This is a genomic window from Algoriphagus halophilus (assembly GCF_041729275.1).
GTDB classification, from domain to species: domain Bacteria; phylum Bacteroidota; class Bacteroidia; order Cytophagales; family Cyclobacteriaceae; genus Algoriphagus; species Algoriphagus halophilus_A.
Window position 1 is genome coordinate 2,979,987 of record NZ_CP146486.1, and the last position, 20,521, is coordinate 3,000,507.

General features: G+C 39.5%; 20 protein-coding genes and 3 pseudogenes. 10 read left to right on the forward strand and 13 right to left on the reverse strand.

All coding sequences use genetic code 11. The annotated features are described in order from the left end of the window. Positions 1-17: 17 nt before the first annotated feature. The 4 genes from V8V91_RS15925 to V8V91_RS15940 all read right to left on the reverse strand — a co-directional run bounded on the left by V8V91_RS15925 (position 18) and on the right by V8V91_RS15940 (position 2,078). Positions 18-563 carry a hypothetical protein gene (locus tag V8V91_RS15925; protein WP_373396136.1) on the reverse strand — a complete coding sequence of 182 codons (546 nt, stop codon included), beginning with the start codon at positions 561-563 and terminating at the stop codon, positions 18-20. A 250-nt stretch (positions 564-813) separates the two neighbouring features. Further along, positions 814-1,188: a hypothetical protein gene (locus V8V91_RS15930; RefSeq protein WP_373396138.1), complete on the reverse strand. Its 375-nt coding sequence runs from the start codon at positions 1,186-1,188 to the stop codon at positions 814-816. A gap of 42 nt (positions 1,189-1,230) precedes the next feature. Continuing rightward, on the reverse strand, positions 1,231-1,512 hold the full coding sequence (locus tag V8V91_RS15935; RefSeq protein ID WP_074225867.1) for a transcriptional regulator: 282 nt from the start codon (positions 1,510-1,512) through the stop codon (positions 1,231-1,233). A 2-nt stretch (positions 1,513-1,514) separates the two neighbouring features. Continuing rightward, positions 1,515-2,078 carry a hypothetical protein gene (locus tag V8V91_RS15940; RefSeq protein WP_373396139.1) on the reverse strand — a complete coding sequence of 188 codons (564 nt, stop codon included), beginning with the start codon at positions 2,076-2,078 and terminating at the stop codon, positions 1,515-1,517. Between the two features lie 142 nt (positions 2,079-2,220). Here V8V91_RS15940 and V8V91_RS15945 point away from each other — a divergent pair, with 142 nt between their 5' ends. The 4 genes from V8V91_RS15945 to V8V91_RS15960 all read left to right on the forward strand — a co-directional run bounded on the left by V8V91_RS15945 (position 2,221) and on the right by V8V91_RS15960 (position 4,301). Beyond that, positions 2,221-2,673 carry a DUF1569 domain-containing protein gene (locus V8V91_RS15945; protein ID WP_373396140.1) on the forward strand — a complete coding sequence of 151 codons (453 nt, stop codon included), beginning with the start codon at positions 2,221-2,223 and terminating at the stop codon, positions 2,671-2,673. Further along, the gene (locus V8V91_RS15950; protein ID WP_373396141.1) at positions 2,670-3,041 is read left to right on the forward strand and encodes a glyoxalase; all 372 of its coding nucleotides are present in this window, start codon (positions 2,670-2,672) and stop codon (positions 3,039-3,041) included. The genes V8V91_RS15945 and V8V91_RS15950 overlap by 4 nt, the downstream gene beginning before the upstream one ends. 65 nt (positions 3,042-3,106) lie before the next feature. After that, positions 3,107-3,715 (forward strand): energy transducer TonB, encoded by a 609-nt coding sequence (locus V8V91_RS15955; RefSeq protein ID WP_373396143.1) that lies wholly within the window; start codon positions 3,107-3,109, stop codon positions 3,713-3,715. A gap of 112 nt (positions 3,716-3,827) precedes the next feature. Then, positions 3,828-4,301 carry a copper resistance protein NlpE gene (locus V8V91_RS15960; RefSeq protein ID WP_373396145.1) on the forward strand — a complete coding sequence of 158 codons (474 nt, stop codon included), beginning with the start codon at positions 3,828-3,830 and terminating at the stop codon, positions 4,299-4,301. Here V8V91_RS15960 and V8V91_RS15965 read toward each other — a convergent pair whose 3' ends face one another. Then, positions 4,302-5,234 (reverse strand): hydrogen peroxide-inducible genes activator, encoded by a 933-nt coding sequence (locus V8V91_RS15965; RefSeq protein ID WP_373396146.1) that lies wholly within the window; start codon positions 5,232-5,234, stop codon positions 4,302-4,304. A gap of 180 nt (positions 5,235-5,414) precedes the next feature. On the opposite strand from V8V91_RS15965, the gene V8V91_RS15970 reads away from it, so the two are divergent. Genes V8V91_RS15970 through V8V91_RS15985 form a run of 4 tightly spaced genes read left to right on the forward strand, consistent with a single transcriptional unit; the run spans position 5,415 to position 8,895 of the window. Beyond that, positions 5,415-6,722 carry a Gfo/Idh/MocA family protein gene (locus tag V8V91_RS15970; protein ID WP_373396147.1) on the forward strand — a complete coding sequence of 436 codons (1,308 nt, stop codon included), beginning with the start codon at positions 5,415-5,417 and terminating at the stop codon, positions 6,720-6,722. 32 nt (positions 6,723-6,754) lie between these two features. Further along, on the forward strand, positions 6,755-7,978 hold the full coding sequence (locus tag V8V91_RS15975) for a redoxin domain-containing protein (protein WP_373396149.1): 1,224 nt from the start codon (positions 6,755-6,757) through the stop codon (positions 7,976-7,978). 57 nt (positions 7,979-8,035) lie between these two features. Then, positions 8,036-8,476 carry a MarR family winged helix-turn-helix transcriptional regulator gene (locus V8V91_RS15980; RefSeq protein ID WP_373396151.1) on the forward strand — a complete coding sequence of 147 codons (441 nt, stop codon included), beginning with the start codon at positions 8,036-8,038 and terminating at the stop codon, positions 8,474-8,476. Continuing rightward, on the forward strand, positions 8,473-8,895 hold the full coding sequence (locus V8V91_RS15985; protein WP_373396152.1) for an Ohr family peroxiredoxin: 423 nt from the start codon (positions 8,473-8,475) through the stop codon (positions 8,893-8,895). The genes V8V91_RS15980 and V8V91_RS15985 overlap by 4 nt, the downstream gene beginning before the upstream one ends. A 105-nt stretch (positions 8,896-9,000) precedes the next feature. On the opposite strand, the gene V8V91_RS15990 is transcribed toward V8V91_RS15985, so the two are convergent. Together V8V91_RS15990 and V8V91_RS15995 are read right to left on the reverse strand one after the other, a co-directional pair. Beyond that, the gene (locus V8V91_RS15990; protein WP_373396154.1) at positions 9,001-9,231 is read right to left on the reverse strand and encodes a hypothetical protein; all 231 of its coding nucleotides are present in this window, start codon (positions 9,229-9,231) and stop codon (positions 9,001-9,003) included. Continuing rightward, a complete protein-coding gene (locus V8V91_RS15995) occupies positions 9,228-9,974 on the reverse strand; it encodes an NADPH:quinone oxidoreductase family protein (protein ID WP_373396156.1) in 747 nt (248 codons plus the stop codon). The genes V8V91_RS15990 and V8V91_RS15995 overlap by 4 nt, the downstream gene beginning before the upstream one ends. A 104-nt stretch (positions 9,975-10,078) precedes the next feature. On the opposite strand from V8V91_RS15995, the gene V8V91_RS16000 reads away from it, so the two are divergent. Beyond that, positions 10,079-11,467 (forward strand): dipeptidase, encoded by a 1,389-nt coding sequence (locus V8V91_RS16000; protein ID WP_373396157.1) that lies wholly within the window; start codon positions 10,079-10,081, stop codon positions 11,465-11,467. Positions 11,468-11,521: 54 nt separating this feature from the next. Then, positions 11,522-13,587: pseudogene (locus V8V91_RS16005) on the forward strand (cytochrome c biogenesis protein CcdA). A gap of 68 nt (positions 13,588-13,655) precedes the next feature. Here V8V91_RS16005 and V8V91_RS16010 read toward each other — a convergent pair. From V8V91_RS16010 to V8V91_RS16035, 6 genes and pseudogenes are all read right to left on the reverse strand, one after another. Beyond that, positions 13,656-14,424: pseudogene (locus V8V91_RS16010) on the reverse strand (S1/P1 nuclease). Positions 14,425-14,482: 58 nt separating this feature from the next. Further along, entirely contained in the window at positions 14,483-15,673 is a 1,191-nt protein-coding gene (locus tag V8V91_RS16015; RefSeq protein ID WP_373396158.1) for a M20 family metallopeptidase, read from the reverse strand. Beyond that, positions 15,654-16,196, reverse strand: a complete 543-nt coding sequence (locus V8V91_RS16020) for a hypothetical protein (protein WP_373396160.1) — start codon at positions 16,194-16,196, stop codon at positions 15,654-15,656. The genes V8V91_RS16015 and V8V91_RS16020 overlap by 20 nt, the downstream gene beginning before the upstream one ends. 11 nt (positions 16,197-16,207) lie before the next feature. Continuing rightward, positions 16,208-19,580, reverse strand: a pseudogene (gene secA, locus V8V91_RS16025) (preprotein translocase subunit SecA). Positions 19,581-19,678: 98 nt separating this feature from the next. Next, positions 19,679-19,936: a hypothetical protein gene (locus V8V91_RS16030; RefSeq protein WP_373396162.1), complete on the reverse strand. Its 258-nt coding sequence runs from the start codon at positions 19,934-19,936 to the stop codon at positions 19,679-19,681. After that, a complete protein-coding gene (locus tag V8V91_RS16035; RefSeq protein WP_373396164.1) occupies positions 19,882-20,454 on the reverse strand; it encodes a hypothetical protein in 573 nt (190 codons plus the stop codon). The genes V8V91_RS16030 and V8V91_RS16035 overlap by 55 nt, the downstream gene beginning before the upstream one ends. Positions 20,455-20,521: the final 67 nt, after the last annotated feature.

Genomic DNA, 20,521 nt, shown 5'->3' on the forward strand with positions numbered 1-20,521 from the left:
TTTTTAGCAGTCAGTTTTTAAAACCGTTTCGCGACTCCCACAGCAAATACTGTCACATCATAAATATTTGACCTTACATCTTGGGATAAAACAGCGACCATTTCCCAGCCATTTGAAATTTCTACTCCATATTCCAAACTTAAGCGGGACACAAAATAATTTTCTCCTTTGGCAAATTCACCCCCAAAGCCAAGGGAAATATTCCAGTGTTTTCCAATCTTATAAGACCCGGTAATAGTAGGGGCAATTGGTCTTTCACGTTCTACCACTCCCCCTTCTTCTCCAGTTTCAATAAAGTAATTCTCATTGACAAAATCTGTCTGTATTCCCAAGGCAAACTTTTTTGAAAACCAATAACTATAATCCAATGCAAAAGAGGGGACCATGGTAAATTGCTTTTTCCCTTCACTGGATCTACCCTGACCAATTCTGGAATGTCCCAGTAATAAGGCAACTACGTGTTTTCCCTCCTCCTTTTCCTTTTCTATCTCTTCCTGTGCTTTCAATTCCGAAAAAGAACCTAGAATTAAAAGAATGATTGTAACGTGAAAAATCCTATTCATGTGGTAGTAGTTAAATGCTTGTTACAAATTACAAATGAACTGGTAACGAAAAAAGCAGGACCTTGATCCTGCTTTATTTTCCAGTAAAATATAAAGGAATGTTAACGTACATTTTTTGAAAGAGTCATCTCGAAAAACTGATACCAATTCTCTCCTTGCTTGATTTCACCAATTTCAAACCAAATTCCTTGCTCATCAACTTGAATGATGTAGCGCATGTTTTCCATAGGATACCAATAGAAATCGCCATTTATGGTTTCTGCTTTGAACTCTCCTTTTCGCCCGTTTTGTAAGTAAGATTGAAAGGAATAGTGATCTTTTTCTCCCCAAAGGTGATAATTGCCATCGCATTGTGAATGATTTGATCCTGAGCTTTTCCTTGTCCTTCAATCAAAATTGCCGTTGAGTCCAATTTAAACTGGATGTTTTCCGTTTGGGTAAACTCATGCCTTTGCCGATCAGCTCCCATCATCCATCCACTTCCTGACCATGAACCAATCAAGTGCTGAAGTGATGTGATCGCTTGTTTTGAAACGAGATCTGTTTCTACGTCTTGAGAAAACGCTTGGTACTGAACTCCTGTAAGAATCCAGATTGCTAACATAATTTTAAATAAATTTTTCATTTGTAAACTGGTTTATATTGTAAACTAAAATGACAAAAAATTTTACTCGATGTAATTCTTTAAATTTTCTACATAGGCTTCAAAAGCCTTTACCCCTTTGGAAGTGATTTTACAGGTGGTCAAAGGTCTTTTTCCTTTAAATGACTTATGGATTTTGATATAACCCGCCTTTTCGAGTTTATCCAATTGAACACTCAGGTTTCCTGCAGTCGCTTCCGTTTTTTCCTTTAAGAAAGTAAACTCTGCTTCCTCCAGTCCTATTAACAGTGACATAACTGCCAGTCTTAATTGAGAGTGAAGAAGAGGATCTAGTGGCTTAAACACGTTCACGGTAGTTTTTTCAAATAATATCCTGGCACAAGATATCCCAAAATGATGGCAATCCCTGCTACTAGATACTGATCCATGACCGGTAATGTAAAAGCAATGATGGCTCCCAGTCCGAGGATTACTCCTCCCAGTTTGACTAAGTTGACACGAATAAGGGTGCCCGTAACAAACATTCCCAAAGCTGCCAAAATTAAAATCACAGGATTCTGGTTGAATTCCAAAATATTCATAAATCCCAATACGATGATAATTCCTACAAACACAGCTATCCACAATTGGCTAATCACGATGTCCAGATGAGTTTTGACTCTTGCCTTTTTCCCTTTTCGAATACCATATACCATACTTACAATCGTCGTTGGAATCACCAAAAGCCAAATCAAATAGGAGTTTACTACCCCCGCCTTCATCAAAGCATAATGCCCCAAATTACAGATGGATATCGTCCACCCCCAAAGTAGAATCTGAAAACTTCCATCTCCAGCTACTTCCCTTTTCGCTTTCCTGATCATGTCAGTAATCAGCGCTAAAGAATCTTGACTGCTTAACTCTTTTTCCATAATAGTTTTTTGTTTTCTTGCTATAACGGGATAAATATAAATAGGTTTACATTATAAACCTATTTATATACAAATATTTATGAATCAATTGTTTGAAACGAAGAAAGATGCCTAATTTTATTAGTAAAGGAACATACTACTTATGAAAGATATCTTTGATCCAGCTGTCACTGCTGAATTAGTAAACAGGATCAACCAATTGACACCTGAAACTCAAGGACTTTGGGGAAAAATGAGTGTAGACCAAATGCTTGCCCATTGTAATGTGGCCTATGAAATGGCATTTACTGATAAACATGCAAAACCTAATGCGTTTGTTCGGTTTCTCCTTAAGACTTTTGTGAAAAACGGGGTTGTCAATGAAAAACCCTATCCAAAAAATATTAGAACTGCTCCGGCATTCATCATTGCAGATTCGAGAAATTTCGAAGAAGAAAAGGAGCGCCTGATTGGTTACTTGAATCATACTCTAGAATTGGGAAAGGAACACTTTGAGGGTAAAGCATCTATTTCCTTTGGGCCAATGACTGCTCAAGAATGGAATAATCAATTCTATAAACATTTGGATCATCATCTGAATCAATTTGGCGTATGATTCATCCAGCAAAATCAATTCGAACATTTATAGGAGCCAAGAATTTCGAAGAGAGTACTCGATTCTACCAAACCTTAGGCTTTACAGTAAAACCTCTAAGCAAAGGGTTCTCATTAGTGACTGTTAAGGAAAATATCTGCTTTTACCTTCAGGACTATTATTCCAAAGAATGGTGTGAGAACTGCATGATTTTTTTGGAGGTGGAGCAGCTGGAATCTTATTGGGAAGCTATGAAAGTGCTTGGTCTTCCGGATAAATTTAAAGGAGTCAAGTTGAGCACCATCAAACATGAAGAATGGGGTAGTGAATTTTTCTTACATGATCCTGCAGGAGTATTATGGCATTTTGGTGTTTTCAAAAACAACTAAAAACTCCTTTTTTATATGCTTAAAAATCAGTAGTTTAGTTCAACTAACACTAAACCACGTTTTTTATGAAAAAATTAACCTCTTTCCTAGTGCTCTTATTTTTTGTTGGAATTGGAGTATTTGCTCAAAACTCAGATGGAGCAGCCCCCATGAATCAGATGTTGTCTAAAAATGTAAAATATCCAACAAAAGCCAGAACTGAGAATGTAACCGGATTCGTCACCTTATCCATATCTATTGATGAGGCTGGTTTTCCAAAAGGAGATCCAATCGTTTACTCTTCCCATCCAGAATTATCCGAAGAAGTCTTAAGAACCTATGCCTTGGTAAGGGAAAAATGGAATCCTGATTTTCTAGATGGAAAAAAGACAAATGAAGATTACTTAATGACCTTTGAATTCCGATTAAGTCAGGGAAGAGAATTTATTAAAAATCCATTAGCCAAGTATATGAAACCCCAGGAAGTAGACCATCTCGAAGTTTTAAATAAGGCTATTGAAGAAAATCCTTATTCCCCAAAACTGTATAAAGAAAGAGGAGAATATTACTATATGATCGGAGAAAATTGGCTTTCAAAACTAGACTTCAACCAAAGTAGTTTTCTGAAAAAACAAGAATTAACCAACATAGTAATCATAGGATATGGAGCTTCCAATCAACCAAAATCCCTTTAGAGAATAGCAATTGTAAAGCCTATGGAGAACTGCAATCAGTTCTCCTTTTTTATTATCCAATAGGTTTTGGTTTATGTACTTCAAGGCTACCTTTGTATCAAATTCTATTAAAATGAAGTGCCTTTATACAATTTTTACTCTCTTTTTTCTAGTCTTTCTAAGCTCTTGCTCCAAACAGGAAGTATCGGACAAAGAGGAGATAGAAACGACTGAAAATATACAGGAGCAATTAAGCGAAGGGTTACCAATTGGAGACAACTCCAGAACCTCCTTGGATTGGAACGGGACTTATTCAGGGATTGTACCCTGTGCAGACTGCGAAGGGATAGAAACCACCCTGACACTCAATCAGGATATGACCTATTACATAGTCACCAACTATTTAGGGAGGAATGATGCTCTGGAAGAAACCTTCAACGGAACCTTCAAATGGGATGAAACCGGTTCGAAAATATTCCTAGAAGGCGTAAAGTATGCACCAAACCAATATAAAATCGGAGAAAATCAAATTTGGCAATTAGACAAATCAGGCAATATGATTACTGGAGACTTGGCCGACCATTACATCCTTTACAAAAAACCTTGATTACTTAAACCGAACGATTTTGCCATGGGATTTGGAGGTCATTTTTGCAGGAATAGAATCAGTTATCTCATTATATAAGAGCTCTACTAATTTTTGTTTCAAGTAACTCCGGTTTAAAATAATACTTACTTCCCTAATGGGAGGTACCCCGGCAAATGGACGAATTCTTGATTTTTCTTCATCAGATAAGTCAAACGTAGCTAACTCCGGAAGCAATGTTACTCCCTGGTACTTGTTGACCATGTTTTTTAAACCTTCCAAAGAGCCACTTTCATAATGGAAGTTACTGGGACCACTCAATCTTTGATCACATAGATTAATCACCTGGTCCCTGAAACAGTGACCTTGTTGCAATATCCACAAGTCTTCTTGATTAATCATTTCCGGCCTGAATTCTTTTTCTTTCAGTAGAGGATGACCTTTGGATAAGTAAGCATAGAATTTTTCATAAAACATCGGTTTTTCGACCACCCCAATTTCATGAAGTGGAGTGACCACTATCCCTAAATCCAACTCGTCATTTTTAAGTTTTCTGACAATTTCTTCTGTGACCATTTCCTGAACTTCCATTTTCACTTTTGGATACTTTTCAAGAAACTTTCTAATAAATAGGTGAAGTAAATAAGGAGCGAGTGTAGGGATAATTCCCAGCTTAATTACACCAGAAATATCTCCTTTCAATTGAGCTACCAACTCCAAAATCCCTTTGCTTTCAGATACTACTCTTTTGGCTTGGGCTATAATCTGAACTCCAATCTCAGTGGGAATTACAGGCATTTTGCTTCTATCAAACAAAATCACCCCTAATTCTCTCTCCAGCTTACTCAACTGTGCACTCAATGTGGGTTGGGTCACAAAGCAACTTTCAGCTGCATGCCCAAAATGCCGATGTTTATCCACGGCAATTAAATATTCTAGTTGTTGAATAGTCATGAAAGTAGGTTTAGGTTATTAAAAGTAAAGATTTTTCGAGAACCCTCTAGGAAACCCAAACAAAGACCCCGGATACCTTTAGTCAAAATAAAGGCTGAAAATTTTACTAAACTTCAGAAAAACAGTAATTTATTTTCTCTAATTGTAAATTGACAATCAACAAACCCAAAATAAATACAAATGAGTAAATCTTCTTTTTCAAGAAGGAAGTTTATCGGAACATCCCTTCTTAGCTCTATTGGTCTTAGCAGCATCCCGGCACTCTCTTTTGCCAATTCAAACCCTGCCTTTAAAAAAGACTCCGAAACCATCAAATTAGGCTTTATTGGGGTAGGCAGGCAGGCAATGGGACTGCTTAATAATATGATGAACAATCCTTCTGTGGATGTGATAGCAGGAGCAGATGTGTACGAAATAAAGCTACAGCGTTTCAAAGAACGTGTGGCGAAGAATTATCAGGAGCATCAGCGAGAGGCCAAAGAAGTTCGGCTTTACGCAGACTACAAGGAATTATTAGCAAACCCAGAGGTAGATGCGGTAGTCATCGCATCCCCTGATCACTGGCATGCCATGATGGCAATTGATGCTTGCCACGCTGGAAAAGATATTTACCTTGAAAAGCCGCTGACATTTACCATTCATGAAGGACAGGAATTAATCAAAGCTGTAAGAGAAAATAATATTGTGTTGGCAGTAGGAAGTATGCAACGATCCGCAGCTAACTTCCAACATGCTGTACGAATGGTACAAAAAGGAAATCTTGGTAAAATTACAGAAGTGCTGGTCAATGTGGGAACTCCTCCACATCCTAAGCCTTACGACCTACCTAAACAGGAAATTCCGGCAGGATTAGACTGGAAAACTTGGACAGGCCCTCTTCCAGATATTCATTATAACGAAGAATTGAACCCTCCTATCAGTTTAAATCCTGAACAAAATGAAAAAGTTTGGGGAGCTTGGAGATGGTACGAGGAAACCGGAGGTGGGTTGATGACCGATTGGGGTGCACATATGATCGACATAGCACAATGGGGAATTGGAATGGATAGAAACGGACCAGTGGAGATTATACCTGCTACAGATTCCAGTCCACTCACCTATTTTTATCCAAATGATGTAAAGATACATATCACTCCATTTGATGAAGGACGCCAAGGAGTCAAGTTCTTTGGTGAAAAGGGCTGGATAAAAGTTTCACGTGGCCAATACGATACCAATGTTCCAACATGTGAAAGAAAATTCACTAATGAAGAAACCAGATTCAATGCTCATCACGTCGACTTTATCGATTCAGTTAAAATGAGAAAAGATCCAATTGTCCCTGTGGAAATAGGCCATAGTACTTGTACTTCCTGCACCCTGGGTAACATCGCCCATAAATTGGGAAGACCATTGAAATGGGATCCAACGAAACAAGTGTTTATCGATGATTTTGAAGCCAATACGCATTTGCATTATGTGTACCAGCATGGGTATTCCTTAGGCTAATATTAGCATTCAAAACCTCCTTATCCTCTACTATGAAATCAAAGTTGAAAATTGTTCTCGTTGTTGAACTACTATTGCTTTTAACATTTCTGCTGACAAAATGTAATAGCAAATCAGTTGATGAAATAGGAGGAGAACAGTCTGTTTCAGATCAGGCAGAGTCAAGTTTTGTAGCAAATCCTCAAATGGTGGAGGAAAAGCCAATTGGAAAATTGGCAATAGGAGATAAGGCTCCAGATTTTAACCTTCCTGGGGTGGATGGCAATTTCCATCAACTCTCAGACTATAGTGAAGCAGATGTATTGGTAGTGAACTTTACCTGTAATCATTGCCCAACTGCACAAGCTTATGAAGATCGATTCATTCAAGCTGTGGAAGACTACAAAGGCAAAAACGTTGCCTTTGTAGCTATTTCTACTAATAGCCCCATCGCTATTCTTCCTGAGGAGTTGGGATATACGGACCTCAGTGATACCTATGAGGAAATGAAAATCAGAGCAAAGGACAAAGGCTATAATTTCCCTTATTTATATGACGGAGACCAGCACGAATTTTCCTTGGCATATGGTCCCACTGCCACACCACATGTATTTGTATTCAATAAGAATAGAAAATTGACCTATTCTGGAAGAATAGATTCCTCCGAAAAACCAGGCACCGCGAATGCTGAGGATTTAAGAAATGCCATTGATTTGACTTTGCAGGGAAAAAGTCTTCCCCCTGGTCAAGCTCAAACTCCATCTTTTGGTTGTTCTATGAAATGGGCCTGGAAAAATGACTACACCATTAAAACCAATAAAGCCTGGAATGAAAAAGAAGTGAATTTGGAAAAATTATCACCCTCTGAATTAGTTGAACTTCTTAAAAATGGTACAGATGAATTGCTACTTGTGAACTTCTGGGCTACGTGGTGTGGACCCTGTATTATTGAGTATCCTGAGTTTGTTACCCTTCAAAGAATGTATGGAGAACGAGATTTTCAATTCGTTTCCGTAAGCATGGATAATCCAGATCAGGAAGCCAAAGTTTTGAAGTTTTTGAAAGGAAAAGCTTCTGCCTTACCCAATTACATCATAAACACCAATGACAAATATGAAGTGATCGAGGTGGTAGGAGAAAACTGGGACGGAAGTTTACCGATCACCTTGTTAGTGGAGCCAGGAGGGGAAATAGCCTATTTCGTGCCCGGAACCATTGATTTACTCGCCCTCAAAAGACAAATAGTGGACCATCCTTTAATCGGGAGATATTATTAAAAATCTTTGGATTAAGTTTTTATACAGTTAAATTGTATAAAACTTAATTTGTAGAAAATGGTCTCCCTTCATCAACTTTCACTTGGGCTTTATAGTACGTCAAGGTTACTCATTCAACTTCTTCAAAACATCCTAAAAGAATATCATCTAACTTATCCTCAATACCTGACAATGACTGTGCTGTGGGAAGAGGATAGTATTTTGGTAAAAGAAATCGGTGAAAGGCTTCATTTAGACTCTGGAACACTAACTCCTTTGTTGAAAAAATTGGAAGCAATGAATTATGTCAAGCGACAACGAGGAGAAGATGATGAACGAACTGTTCATATTGAGTTGACCTACCCTGGCAAATCACTTCAAACCAAAGTCCAGCAAGCCCTTCTGCCTTTAGAGGAAATTCTAAACGAAATGCCAGGATTGGAATTATCCGGTTTAAACCATTCCCTTCAAAGCTTGTTAGAAAGCGTAGAAACTTTAAAAAATTTGAAGAAGGAATGAAAAAATTAAAGGTTGATTATACTGCCATAGCTAGAAACATAGGAGGAAGAAAGGGTCATGTCAAATCAGATGATGGATTGTTGGATTTTGATGTGGCCATGCCCAAGGAAATTGGAGGCGAAGGTGGAAAAACGAATCCTGAACAATTATTGGCTGCGGCTTATTCTACCTGTTTTGGAGGTGCGCTGGCGTCAGTCGCTCAAAAAGTAAGTTTGCGTGATTCGGAAATTACAGCCAAAGTACATTTAGGAAGTTTTGGTCCTGAAGATTATGGAATTGCGGTGGATATTTTTGTAAAAATCCCACATGCAAGTTCTTTAGAAGAAGCTCAGAAACTTGCCAATGCTGCGCATGAAATCTGTTTGATTTCCAAAGCCACTAGAGGAAATATTGAAGTTAATGTGACTGCAGTCGAATAAGAATTTATCTTAAAATTTGTAGAATCCTTCTTAAACCTTGTCTTCCTCAACAGTTCACTACATAAAATCGAGAAAAAGTGATTAATTAACCCGAGGAGCAACATTTTACAAGGTGACCAATCCTTTACGATAGTTGCTACGGTCTTGAAGTTTCAATAGTGCCTCTTTTGCTCGATCGATTGGAAACTCCGCCACTTCTGGTCCTTTCAGTTTATCCTCTAAAATCCAGTCAATCAACTGATTTAGATTTGTCAAATTCAGTTCTTTTTCCAATTTGGAAAACTGTCCCCAAAATACCCCTAGAATAGCACAGCCCTTCAGCAATGGTAGATTCATCGGTATTTTGGGAATTTCCCATTGGAGAATCCCACTATTAAATACCTTCCCTTCCAAGCCATTCCCCGAATCGCAGAATCTGTATAGTTCCCTCCAACAGGATCAAACACCACATCCACTCCTTTTCCATTTGTCAATTCTTTGATCCGGCTTTTCAAATCCTCTTCTTCATAGTTTATCAATAAATCAGCACCCCGATCTTTACAGAGTTGAAGTTTCTCTGGAGTGGATGCTCCTGCTAATACCTTGGCACCCATCATTTTTGCAAGTTCCACAGCGGCTAAACCCACTCCACCAGCAGCTCCGAGCACAAGAATAGATTCTCCTGCTTTTAATTCAGCTCTATCTTTCAAGGCATGATAAGAAGTGCTCAAAGTATATAGCATGGTTGCCGCTGATTTTGGATTTAATGATTCAGGAAGTAAGAAAACCCGATCCGAATCTACAGCCACCTTCTCTGCAAAACCTCCCCAACGGCATAGGGCTAACACAGAATCCCCAATCCGAAAATTCGTCACATTTTTCCCTAAGGCAAGGACTTTTCCAGCTACTTCGCCTCCTGGAGAAAAGGGAAGATCTGGCTTAAACTGATACTTGTTCTGGACCATCAGCAGATCTGGAAAATTCACCCCACATGCATTCACCTCTATTAAAATTTGGTTTTCCGCTACAATTGGGTCAGGCACTTCTCTTAATTCCAATAGATCAGGATCTCCAAATTGCTCACAAAGAATCGCTTTCATTCGTTTTTAAAGAATTTCATAAAGAAGAAAAGTAGTATTTAAAGTAGGCAATTCCTCATTAAAAGGATAATTTTGAGCCTTGTATAACCCAATTATAAACTTCTATGGCTGTTTCAGATTTTATCCAGAATAATAAAGACCGTTTTTTAAATGAACTATTAGACTTATTGAGAATTCCATCCGTCAGTGCAGATCCTAAATTCAAAAATGATGTTTTTGCCGCAGCTGAATTTGTGAAGGAAAGTCTAATCAAAGCCGGAGCTGATACTGCAGAAATTTGTGAGACCAAAGGGTATCCGATTGTCTATGGAGAGAAGATCATAAACCCGGAATTCCCTACCGTTTTGGTTTATGGGCACTATGATGTACAGCCTGCAGACCCTTACGAATTATGGGATTCTCCTCCATTTGAGCCGGTTATCAAAAAGACAGAAGAGCATCCACAAGGAGCCATTTTCGCTAGAGGCTCAGCAGATGATAAAGGACAATTCTACATGCATATCAAAGCATTTGAAGCAATGATGGCCTCTGGAGATTTACCTTGCAATGTGAAGTTCATGATTGAAGGAGAAGAAGAAGTCGGCTCGGATAACCTGGACAAATTTGTAATTGAAAACAAGGAGAAATTAAAAGCAGATGTCATATTAATTTCAGACACTCATATGATCAGCATGAAAGACCCTTCGATTACGGTTGGACTTCGTGGCATGGCTTATATGGAAGTGGAAGTGACTGGAGCGAATAGGGACTTACATTCTGGAACTTATGGTGGGGCAGTTGCCAACCCTATCAATATACTCTGCGACATGATTTCTTCCATGAAGGATGAAAATGATCACATTACCATTCCAGGATTTTACGATAAAGTTGCAGAATTAACAGCAGAACAAAGAGCTAGGCTCAATGAAGCTCCTTTTGATCTGGATGAATACAAGAAGAAACTGAAAATAGCCGACGTTCAAGGTGAAAATGGATATACTACCATTGAACGAGTGGGAATCAGACCTACTTTAGATGTCAATGGTATTTGGGGAGGATATATTGGAGAAGGTGCAAAAACCGTGTTGCCATCCAAAGCCTCTGCAAAGATTTCCATGCGACTGGTTCCCGATCAGGATTGGCATGAAATCTCTGAGCTGTTCGAAAACTATTTCAGGTCCATTGCTCCTAACTCCGTGACAGTAAAGGTAATTGCACATCATGGAGGCTCTCCAGCAGTGGTTTCTGATAGCTCGATTGGATACCAAGCAGCAGAAAAAGCCATGGAGCAGACTTTTGGAAAAAGACCTATTCCTACTAGAGAAGGAGGATCTATCCCAATCGTTGCATTGTTCCAAAAAGAGCTGGAAACCGATCCTATTTTATTTGGTTTTGGTTTGGATACTGATGCATTACATTCACCCAATGAACACTATGGGGTAGCCAATTATTTTATTGGAATTGAAACAATTGCGGCATTCTTCAAACATTTCAAAACTTTAAGTAGTCAGTAATTCAGGAACTTATTGCACTTCAATTTCCTTTCGAATACAATCATCCTTGAATACATGAAAATCAACAGATTTCTTCAGGTAGCTGTAGCAATTATCTTATTCCTGAGTCAAAGCTCCCTATCGGAGGCTCAGATTGTATCACCCCCAAGTTGGAATATTAGTTTGGAGCCCAACAAAACCCTTGTGGGAGAGGAATCTACGCTTGTATTTGAAGCTCAGATACCCATAGGATGGTATGTTTACTCCAATGATTTTGATCCAGACTTAGGTCCTAATTTGACTACCTTGGTTTTGGAGGAATCAGCAGATTATTCGCTCTCAGGTTCTCTGACGCCTATTAATCCTAAAGAAAAGTTTGATCCTATCTGGGAAGGGGATGTCACCTATTTCATGGGAAAAGGAAGGTTCGAGCAAAAGTTAATAGCGAATTCCGAATCTGGAACCATCAAAGGCTATTTGGAATACCAAATGTGCTCTGATGTCACCGGCCAATGCATCAACTATGAAGAAGATTTTGAAATTTCCTTCAATGCAGTCTCAGGAAGTAGCAGTGTAAATTCCGAAGCAGCAGGTGAAGAACAGGCCGAATTAGATAGCCCATTTGATGTGGTAGAATCTGAATCTCCCTCCAAAGATGCAGATGAGCAAAAAGTCTCCACATTTACCACAGAAACTTCGGATTCAAGTGAATCCTTAATAGGTTTTATGGTCTTGGCATTCTTAGCAGGCTTGGCAGCATTGCTTACTCCTTGCGTGTTTCCCATGATCCCCATGACCGTCACCTTCTTTACTGGAAGGTCGAAATCCAAGGCAGCGGGAATCCGACAAGCCTTTATATATGGGCTTTCCATTATCGCAATTTATACAGTAGCCGGAACGGCAGTGGCAGCAATCCAAGGACCTGAATTTGCAAATTGGTTGGCAACCCATTGGGTACCCAACCTCTTCTTTTTCGGGGTTTTCATCTTCTTTGCCTTGGCTTTCTTAGGATTATTTGAAATAAACCTTCCATCCAGTTTTGTTAATAAAGTAGATGCCAAAGCTGAAAAAGGAGGCCTAGCCGGAGTATTCTTCATGGCATTTACCTTGGTATTGGTTTCCTTTTCCTGTACAGGACCCATCGTCGGATCCATTTTGATTTCCTCCGCTGGAGGAGAACTCATCAAGCCGATTTTGGGAATGTTTGCATTTTCCATGGCATTTGCCATTCCCTTTACCTTATTCGCCATATTTCCAGAATGGATGAAATCCCTTCCTAAATCAGGTGGCTGGTTAAATTCAGTGAAAGTAGTATTGGGGTTTTTGGAGTTAGCCTTGGCCTTTAAGTTCCTTTCCATTGCAGACCTGGTTTACCATTGGGGAATTTTAGATCGTGATATCTTCTTGATCATCTGGATTGTCATCTTTGGAGCAATGGGACTTTACTTATTAGGAAAAATCCGATTGCCACATGATTCTCCACTGGAAACGATTGGGGTACCAAGACTAATTCTTGCGTTGGTAACCTTTATGTTTGTAGTGTATATGATACCAGGATTGTTTGGAGCACAGCTCAAGTTATTAAGCGGTTACCTTCCTCCAATGACTACTCAAAACTTCTCTATAGCTTCAGGAGCAGGATTAGAGTCGGACAGACCCATTTCTGACGAAACAGTCCTCTATTCTGATATTTTGGATATCCCTTATGGTATCAAAGGGTACTTTGATTATGATCAAGCCATGGCAGCGGCCAAAAAACAGGGAAGCCCTTATTGATTGACTTTACTGGACATGGCTGTGTCAACTGTCGTAAGATGGAAGAAAATGTTTGGGTAGATCCTTCTGTTTTGAACAGGTTGAAAAATGACTTTGTCATGGCCGCATTGTACATTGATGAACGCTTGGAACTTCCGGAAAGTGAATGGTATACCTCTGAATACGATGGAAAGGTTAAAAAGACCCTAGGTAAACAAAATGCCGATTTTCAGATTACTGAATTTAACAATAATGCGCAACCTTATTATGTGATCTTGGACCACAATGGAGAACTTTTAGCAAAACCTCATTCTTATGATACCGATATTTCCAACTTCGTGGAATTTCTGGATGGGGCTAAGAAAGAATTCGAAAAAAGAAAGTAATTAAAATGAAAAGGCTTCTGGAATTAAAATTTCCAGAAGCCTTTTAGATTAAATCTCTTTTTGAATATTTAATAAATCTCCTCTAATATCTGAGCCAATCGCACACTAGCCGCAATTAATCTTTCCTCCACAATATCCCTGGTTTCATATCCATATTCGTAGGAGATCTTTTTATTTTCAGGAAGATTATAAACCCTCGGTCTCAAGCTTACCGCTTCTTTCAACCAATCATCGATGGTAGCTTTTCTATATTGATTTTCCATCTCAGAAGTAATTCTCCTGCTCAATTCATTTCCTATTTCTGTGTAAGACATCGCCCAACGATCAATCATTCCAGAATCCCATACCGAATGCAAATTGCTCGGTTGGTAAAAATACTCCAATTTGACATCGTTACCCCCGATCTTCACCTGTACCCACATGTAAAGGTTGATGAATATCTTCAACAATATGAATCAGCATTTTTAACTTTTCTGCTTCTTCCTGAGGACTTAGGTTTCCAGCTATCAGTTCACTTTTCAATCTAAGGATTGCTTCATAGGCATCGCCACCTTCTTCCTGAAGATCAGGGTCATATTCTCCAGATTTACTGGTCAGGTAATGCCAAGAATACGCAAAGTTGTAAGATCTGTCAGATTTGATTTCATCCATCCAAGTACCGCTTCTTCCCAAGCTCATGGGGCCTAGCACTTGCTCAACTTTCTTTCGAGTTGAATTTTTCAACTGCATATTGGCCATATAGCCGATTAAATAATGACCAAGTTGTCCCCAGGCGAAAACCTGTGACCCCATCATTGACATGATCAGGGTCAAGACAAAAGATTTGATGAATTTCATACCAATAAAATTATCCCTAAATCTAAGATGAAAATAAAAAGAAGAGGTAATCTTAATATTAAGAATTTTGCAATTCTGAAACTGCCAACCAAGCCATCAAACCCGCGCCTATTTCTAAGGCATCTTCTTCAATGTCAAAAGTTGGTGTGTGAACTCCAGAGGTGATTCCCTTTGCCTCATTTCTAGTTCCCAATCTATAAAAACAACCGTTGATCTCTTGGGAGTAATAGGCGAAATCCTCTGCTGCCATCCAGATATCCAAATCCAATACATTTTCCTTTCCTAAGTATTCAATGGCAGCTTGCTGAGACCTATCTGTTAATTCTGGATCATTTTTTAAGAATGGATATCCCTTTCGGATTTCGAAATCCAGTTCTCCTCCCATTCCTTCTACAATTCCATGAGCGATCTGAAGCATTTTCTCATGCGCTTTCGCCCGCCATTCCTCATTGAGCGTTCGGAACGTTCCCTGAATCTTCACTTCATTTGGAATCACATTAGTGGCTCCTAAAGCTTCAAATCGTCCAAAAGAAAGAACTGACGGGATTTTAGGACTAGCCGCTCTACTCACCACTTGTTGTAAAGCCACAATCATATGAGAAGCAATCAATACTGGGTCAATCAAGGTTTCAGGCATAGCTCCATGCCCACCTTTTCCTTTAACAGTAACATAGATTTCGTCGGCACTAGCCATGTAAATTCCTTTTCTGAAACCTACTTTACCGGCATCAATAAAAGGCATCACATGCTGACCTATAATTCCGGCAGGTCTTGGATCCTCTAGAACTTTATCTTTGATCATTAATGAAGCTCCACCAGGTACTACCTCTTCTCCGGGTTGAAAAATCAATTTGATGGTTCCTTCAAAGTCGTCTTTAACTGCATTGAGGATTTTAGCTGCTCCCAATAAAGAAGCCGTATGGGCATCATGCCCACAGGCATGCATTACCCCAACATTTTTGGATTTATAAGGTACATCGTTAGCTTCTATGATCGGCAAGGCATCCATATCTGCTCGAAGTGCCACTACTTTTTTGCTTGGATTTTTACCTTCGATCAAAGCTGACCAGCCTGTGGTAGCTTTTTTATCAATCTTGGTAATTCCTAAATCCTTGAGCTTTTCTTCTACAAAAGCAGAGGTCTTAAACTCGACATAGGATAGTTCTGGATTGGCATGCAGATGTCTGCGGTTCGCAATAACTTCTTCTTTATAGGCCTTGGCCAGTGACTTAATTTTGTCCTTCAGCATTCGAATCTAAGATTTCAGGGGCTTCATATTCTTTTCTCTGAAATCTATCTTGAATAATTCTTGCAGTAGGAAACTGTGATTTGATCAGTGAAAAGCTCTTATGAGCCTCTATTTTATAATTAAACTTACCCACCTTTACCAAATAGCGGGGTTCTTGGTATTGCATTTCAGCTTTTATTTCAGGAAAATATTCCTTCAGCTCATCTTGTGTTTCAAATGCTTTTGTTCGGTCAATGCCAGAGTAAACCAAGACCGAATACCCATTGAAATAAGGCTCAGTTATATTTTTATTATAGATTTCTTGAATCTTTTGGTCTAACTCTCCATCCACCGTTTTCACGGAAGTGTTGGCGTTGGCATTGGATTGAGCTGCCAATTCTGCTTCATAATCAGGGTAAACAGGCAATGAACTCGTCAGATTTTCTTGGTAAGAAGCATAAGCAGAAGCGCCACCAGAAGCGGACTTACTGGAATTACAACCTACTACAACGACTACTAATCCGAGAATCCAAACTGCTTTCATAATCTGTTTATTTAATCGATAATAATACACTTACCTTCCTGAATATCCTGCTCGACACTTTTATATTTCACATCTGATTTGGTAGTTCCATTGGTATATTGAACATTCACCCGATCATTTCTTCCATAAGCTTTGTCAGACTTTCTTGGAGCAACTACTTGAGGCGCTGGCCTTCCTGCACTTGCCGCTGCAGCAGCAGCTCTATTTGCACCTGGATTCAAAGTACTTGAAACTTCTGCTTTGCTCGCTTGTCCTTGTGGCTCTGCCGCTCTAGGAGGTTGCGCCGCATTCACTTGACTTGGGTCTTGTTTTGGTAAATCCGCTCTTGAAATGAATGAAATCACATCTTCATTCAATTTACCGATGAACCGCTTGAACATTTCAAACGCTTCGAACTTATAAATCAATAACGGGTCTTTTTGCTCATACACGGCATTCTGAACAGACTGCTTCAAGTCATCCATATCGCGCAAGTGTTCTTTCCAGTTTTGATCAATGATCGCCAAGGTCACATTCTTTTCAATAGATCGGATCAATTCACGACCTTCACTATTGATCATTCCTTCCAAATTTACGACTACTCCAATCTGCTTGATGCCATCAGAAATCGGAACCATGATGTCTTTCACGGTAGCTCCTCTTTCTTCCTGAACTTTCTTGAAGATTGGAAGCGCCGTGCTCATGATCAACTCATTCTTTTTCTGGTAATTATCAAAGGCCGCTTCATACAACTCTTGAGTCAAAGTTGCGGAATCCTTAGATTTCAAATCACTTTCAGAAATCTGATAATCCAAGCCTAAAGACGTAAAGACATTCAATCTTAAATCTTCAGGATCACCAGTAGATTTTCCCATTTCGATGTTGCTTTCGCATACATCATACATGATATTTAATATATCTAACTCCAGACGATCTCCTTTTAGTGCATTTCTTCTTCTTTTATACACTACTTCACGCTGCGAGTTCATCACATCATCATACTCTAGCAACCTCTTTCTGGTACCGAAATTGTTTTCTTCTACTTTCGTTTGAGCACGCTCAATGGATTTAGTAATCATGCTGTGTTGAATTACCTCTCCTTCTTCAAGCCCCATTCGGTCCATTAACTTGGCAATTCGATCCGAACCAAATAGACGCATTAGGCTATCTTCCAGTGAAACGAAGAATTGAGAAGAACCACATCACCTTGACGTCCAGCACGACCTCTCAACTGTCTATCCACCCGTCTGGATTCGTGTCTTTCGGTACCTATAATGGCTAAACCTCCTGCTTTTTTAGATTCATCCGAAAGTTTAATATCAGTACCACGACCTGCCATGTTGGTAGCAATGGTTACGGTTCCTGCTTGACCTGCAGCAGCAACCACATCTGCTTCCTTCGCATGTTGCTTCGCATTCAATACCTGATGAGGAATTTTCTTAAGAGTGAGCATTCTACTTAGCACCTCTGAAATTTCCACCGAAGTTGTACCCACCAACACAGGTCTTCCTGCTGCTACCAATTCATTGATTTCATCTACAACCGCATTGAATTTTTCACGGACGGTTTTATAAACTTTATCTTCTCTATCTGAACGTTGGATTACTCTGTTGGTAGGAATAACTACCACATCCAATTTATAAATCTCCCAGAATTCCCCAGCTTCAGTTTCTGCTGTACCGGTCATACCAGCCAACTTATGGTACATTCTGAAATAGTTCTGTAAGGTAATCGTCGCGTAAGTCTGAGTGGCATCCTCCACCTTCACGTTTTCCTTCGCTTCAATCGCCTGGTGTAAGCCATCCGAGTATCTTCTACCCTCCATGACACGACCTGTTTGCTCATCCACGATCTTCACTTTTCCATCCACAATGATGTACTCTGTGTCCCTTTCAAACATACAATAAGCCTTTAGCAATTGATTTACTGTATGAATACGTTGGGCTTTTACTCCATAGTCTTTGATGACTTCTTCTTTTCGAACCAACTTCTCTTTATCATCCAAGGAATCATCTTTTTCCAAATCTGCGATTACTACACCGATATCCGGCAAAATGAAAAACTCTGCATTTTCATTCTTGGTAGTCATCGTATCTATCCCACGATCCGTCAAATCAACCACATTGGTTTTTTCATCAATCGTAAACAATAATGGCTCATCTGCCTCAGGCATGTTTCGCTTATTGTCCTGTAGATAGTAGTTTTCTGTTTTTTGAAGAATTACCCGAATGCCTGGTTCAGAAAGGTATTTGATTAATGGCTTGTATTTAGGCATCCCTCTAAAGGCTCTAAATAAAGCCAATCCCCCTTCTTTTTCATTTCCTTCTGCCAATAGTTTCTTAGCAGAGGTTAGGTACCCTTGAACTAATTTCCTTTGTTCGTCGACCAAGGTTGCCACACGAGGCTTCATGTCATCAAACTCATGCACATCGCCTTTTGGTACAGGGCCGGAAATAATCAATGGAGTTCGGGCGTCATCAATCAATACGGAATCGACCTCATCGACCATGGCAAAGTGATGCTTGCCTTGAACCAAGTCTCCGCCATCACGAGCCATGTTGTCACGTAAATAGTCAAATCCAAATTCGTTATTGGTACCATACACGATATCACATGCATAGGCTTTTTTCTTCCAGCTGAATTCGGTTGGTATTTATCAATACAGTCTACAGACAGCCCATGGAATTCAAAAGTGGTGCATTCCATTCGGAGTCACGTTTCGCCAAGTAATCATTGACTGTGACAATGTGAACTCCTCTTCCAGCCAAGGCATTGAGGTACGCAGGAAGTGTGGAAACCAAGGTTTTACCCTCACCAGTAGCCATCTCGGCAATTTTACCACTATGTAAAACCATCCCACCGATTAGCTGAACATCGTAGTGGACCATATCCCAAACTACTTCGTTACCCGCTGCTAACCAGGTGTTGTGCCAGATGGCATGATCTCCATCGATTTCTACATTTTGCTTGCGCGCAGCCAGTTCACGGTCATTCAAATTGGCTGTAACTTTCAGCTGCTTATTTTCTTTGAATCTTCTTGCAGTCTCTTTCACTACTGCAAACGCCGTAGGCATTACCTCCAATAGCACCTCTTCCAAAGATTCATCCCGCTGCTTCTCCAGTTGATCAATTTCATTGAAAAGTTGATCTTTTTGATGAATTGCATTCGCAGGAAGTTCATTGATTTTAATTCTTAACTCTCCAATGCTTTCGTCGATTGTTTTGAGTTTAGCATCAATGATACCTTTGATTTCAGCAGTCTTTGCTCGCAACTCATCGTCACTGAGGGAAGCAAAGCTTTTAAAGATCTTATTGATCTCTTCTACTTTTGGGGTTAATTCTTTAATATCTCTATCGGACTTAGTACCGAATACTTTCGAGTCCTTTGGCAATTAATTCTAACATGTCGAGTGAATGTGATTCTCAAATCGGGCTCTAAAATTAAGCCCTTTTTATTACAATTGATAATGATATCCAGTTAGTACTGAATGATCCTTTTTCTCCTAATTTTTAATAGTTCCGCTAAACACTTGCTCTGCAGGACCGATTAACCAAATATCGGAAAATCCTCCTGATGGCTTTGAAGTAAATTTAACGGATAACTTCCCTCCAAGGGTATTAATTTTTATTTCAGCGGCTGGAAGATCCTTTCCATAGACCAATGCAGCAGCAGTCACTCCGGTCCCACAAGAAAGGGTTTCATTTTCTACACCCCGTTCATAGGTTCTAACGAATATCTCATCTTTGGAAATTGCCTCCACAAAGTTGACATTAGTACCTCCCCGGGAGCATAAGTGGAACTGTATCTCACTTCTTTACCTTCAGCAAAAACAGGATATTCAGAAACCGCATCTACTAAACGAATATGATGAGGGGAACCGGTATTGACGAAATAATCCTGCTCTTTGGATTCAATGCCACTCACATCTCCCATTAATAATTGGACTAATCCGTCTTTGATTACCGCATCATGGGCACCATCTATCGCAAGAAAATGAGTCTTGGAGGCTACGATACCCAAAAATGCAGAAAAAGCAACAGCACTTCGTGCTCCATTCCCACACATACTTTGTGACCCATCGGCATTGAAATAAATCATTTCAAAATCATAATCTGGATGATTCCGAATCAAAATCAATCCATCTGCCCCTATTCCAAACTTACGATCGCATAACTTTGAAACCAGCTCTAAATCAGAAACATCAAATGACTCAGAACGATCATCGATCATTACAAAATCATTTCCTGTTCCTTGATATTTATAAAAGGTAATTTCCATGGAATTATAATTCTAGCAACTTGGTTCAAAAATTCAACCAACTGCCAACTAGATTGCAAACTTAATC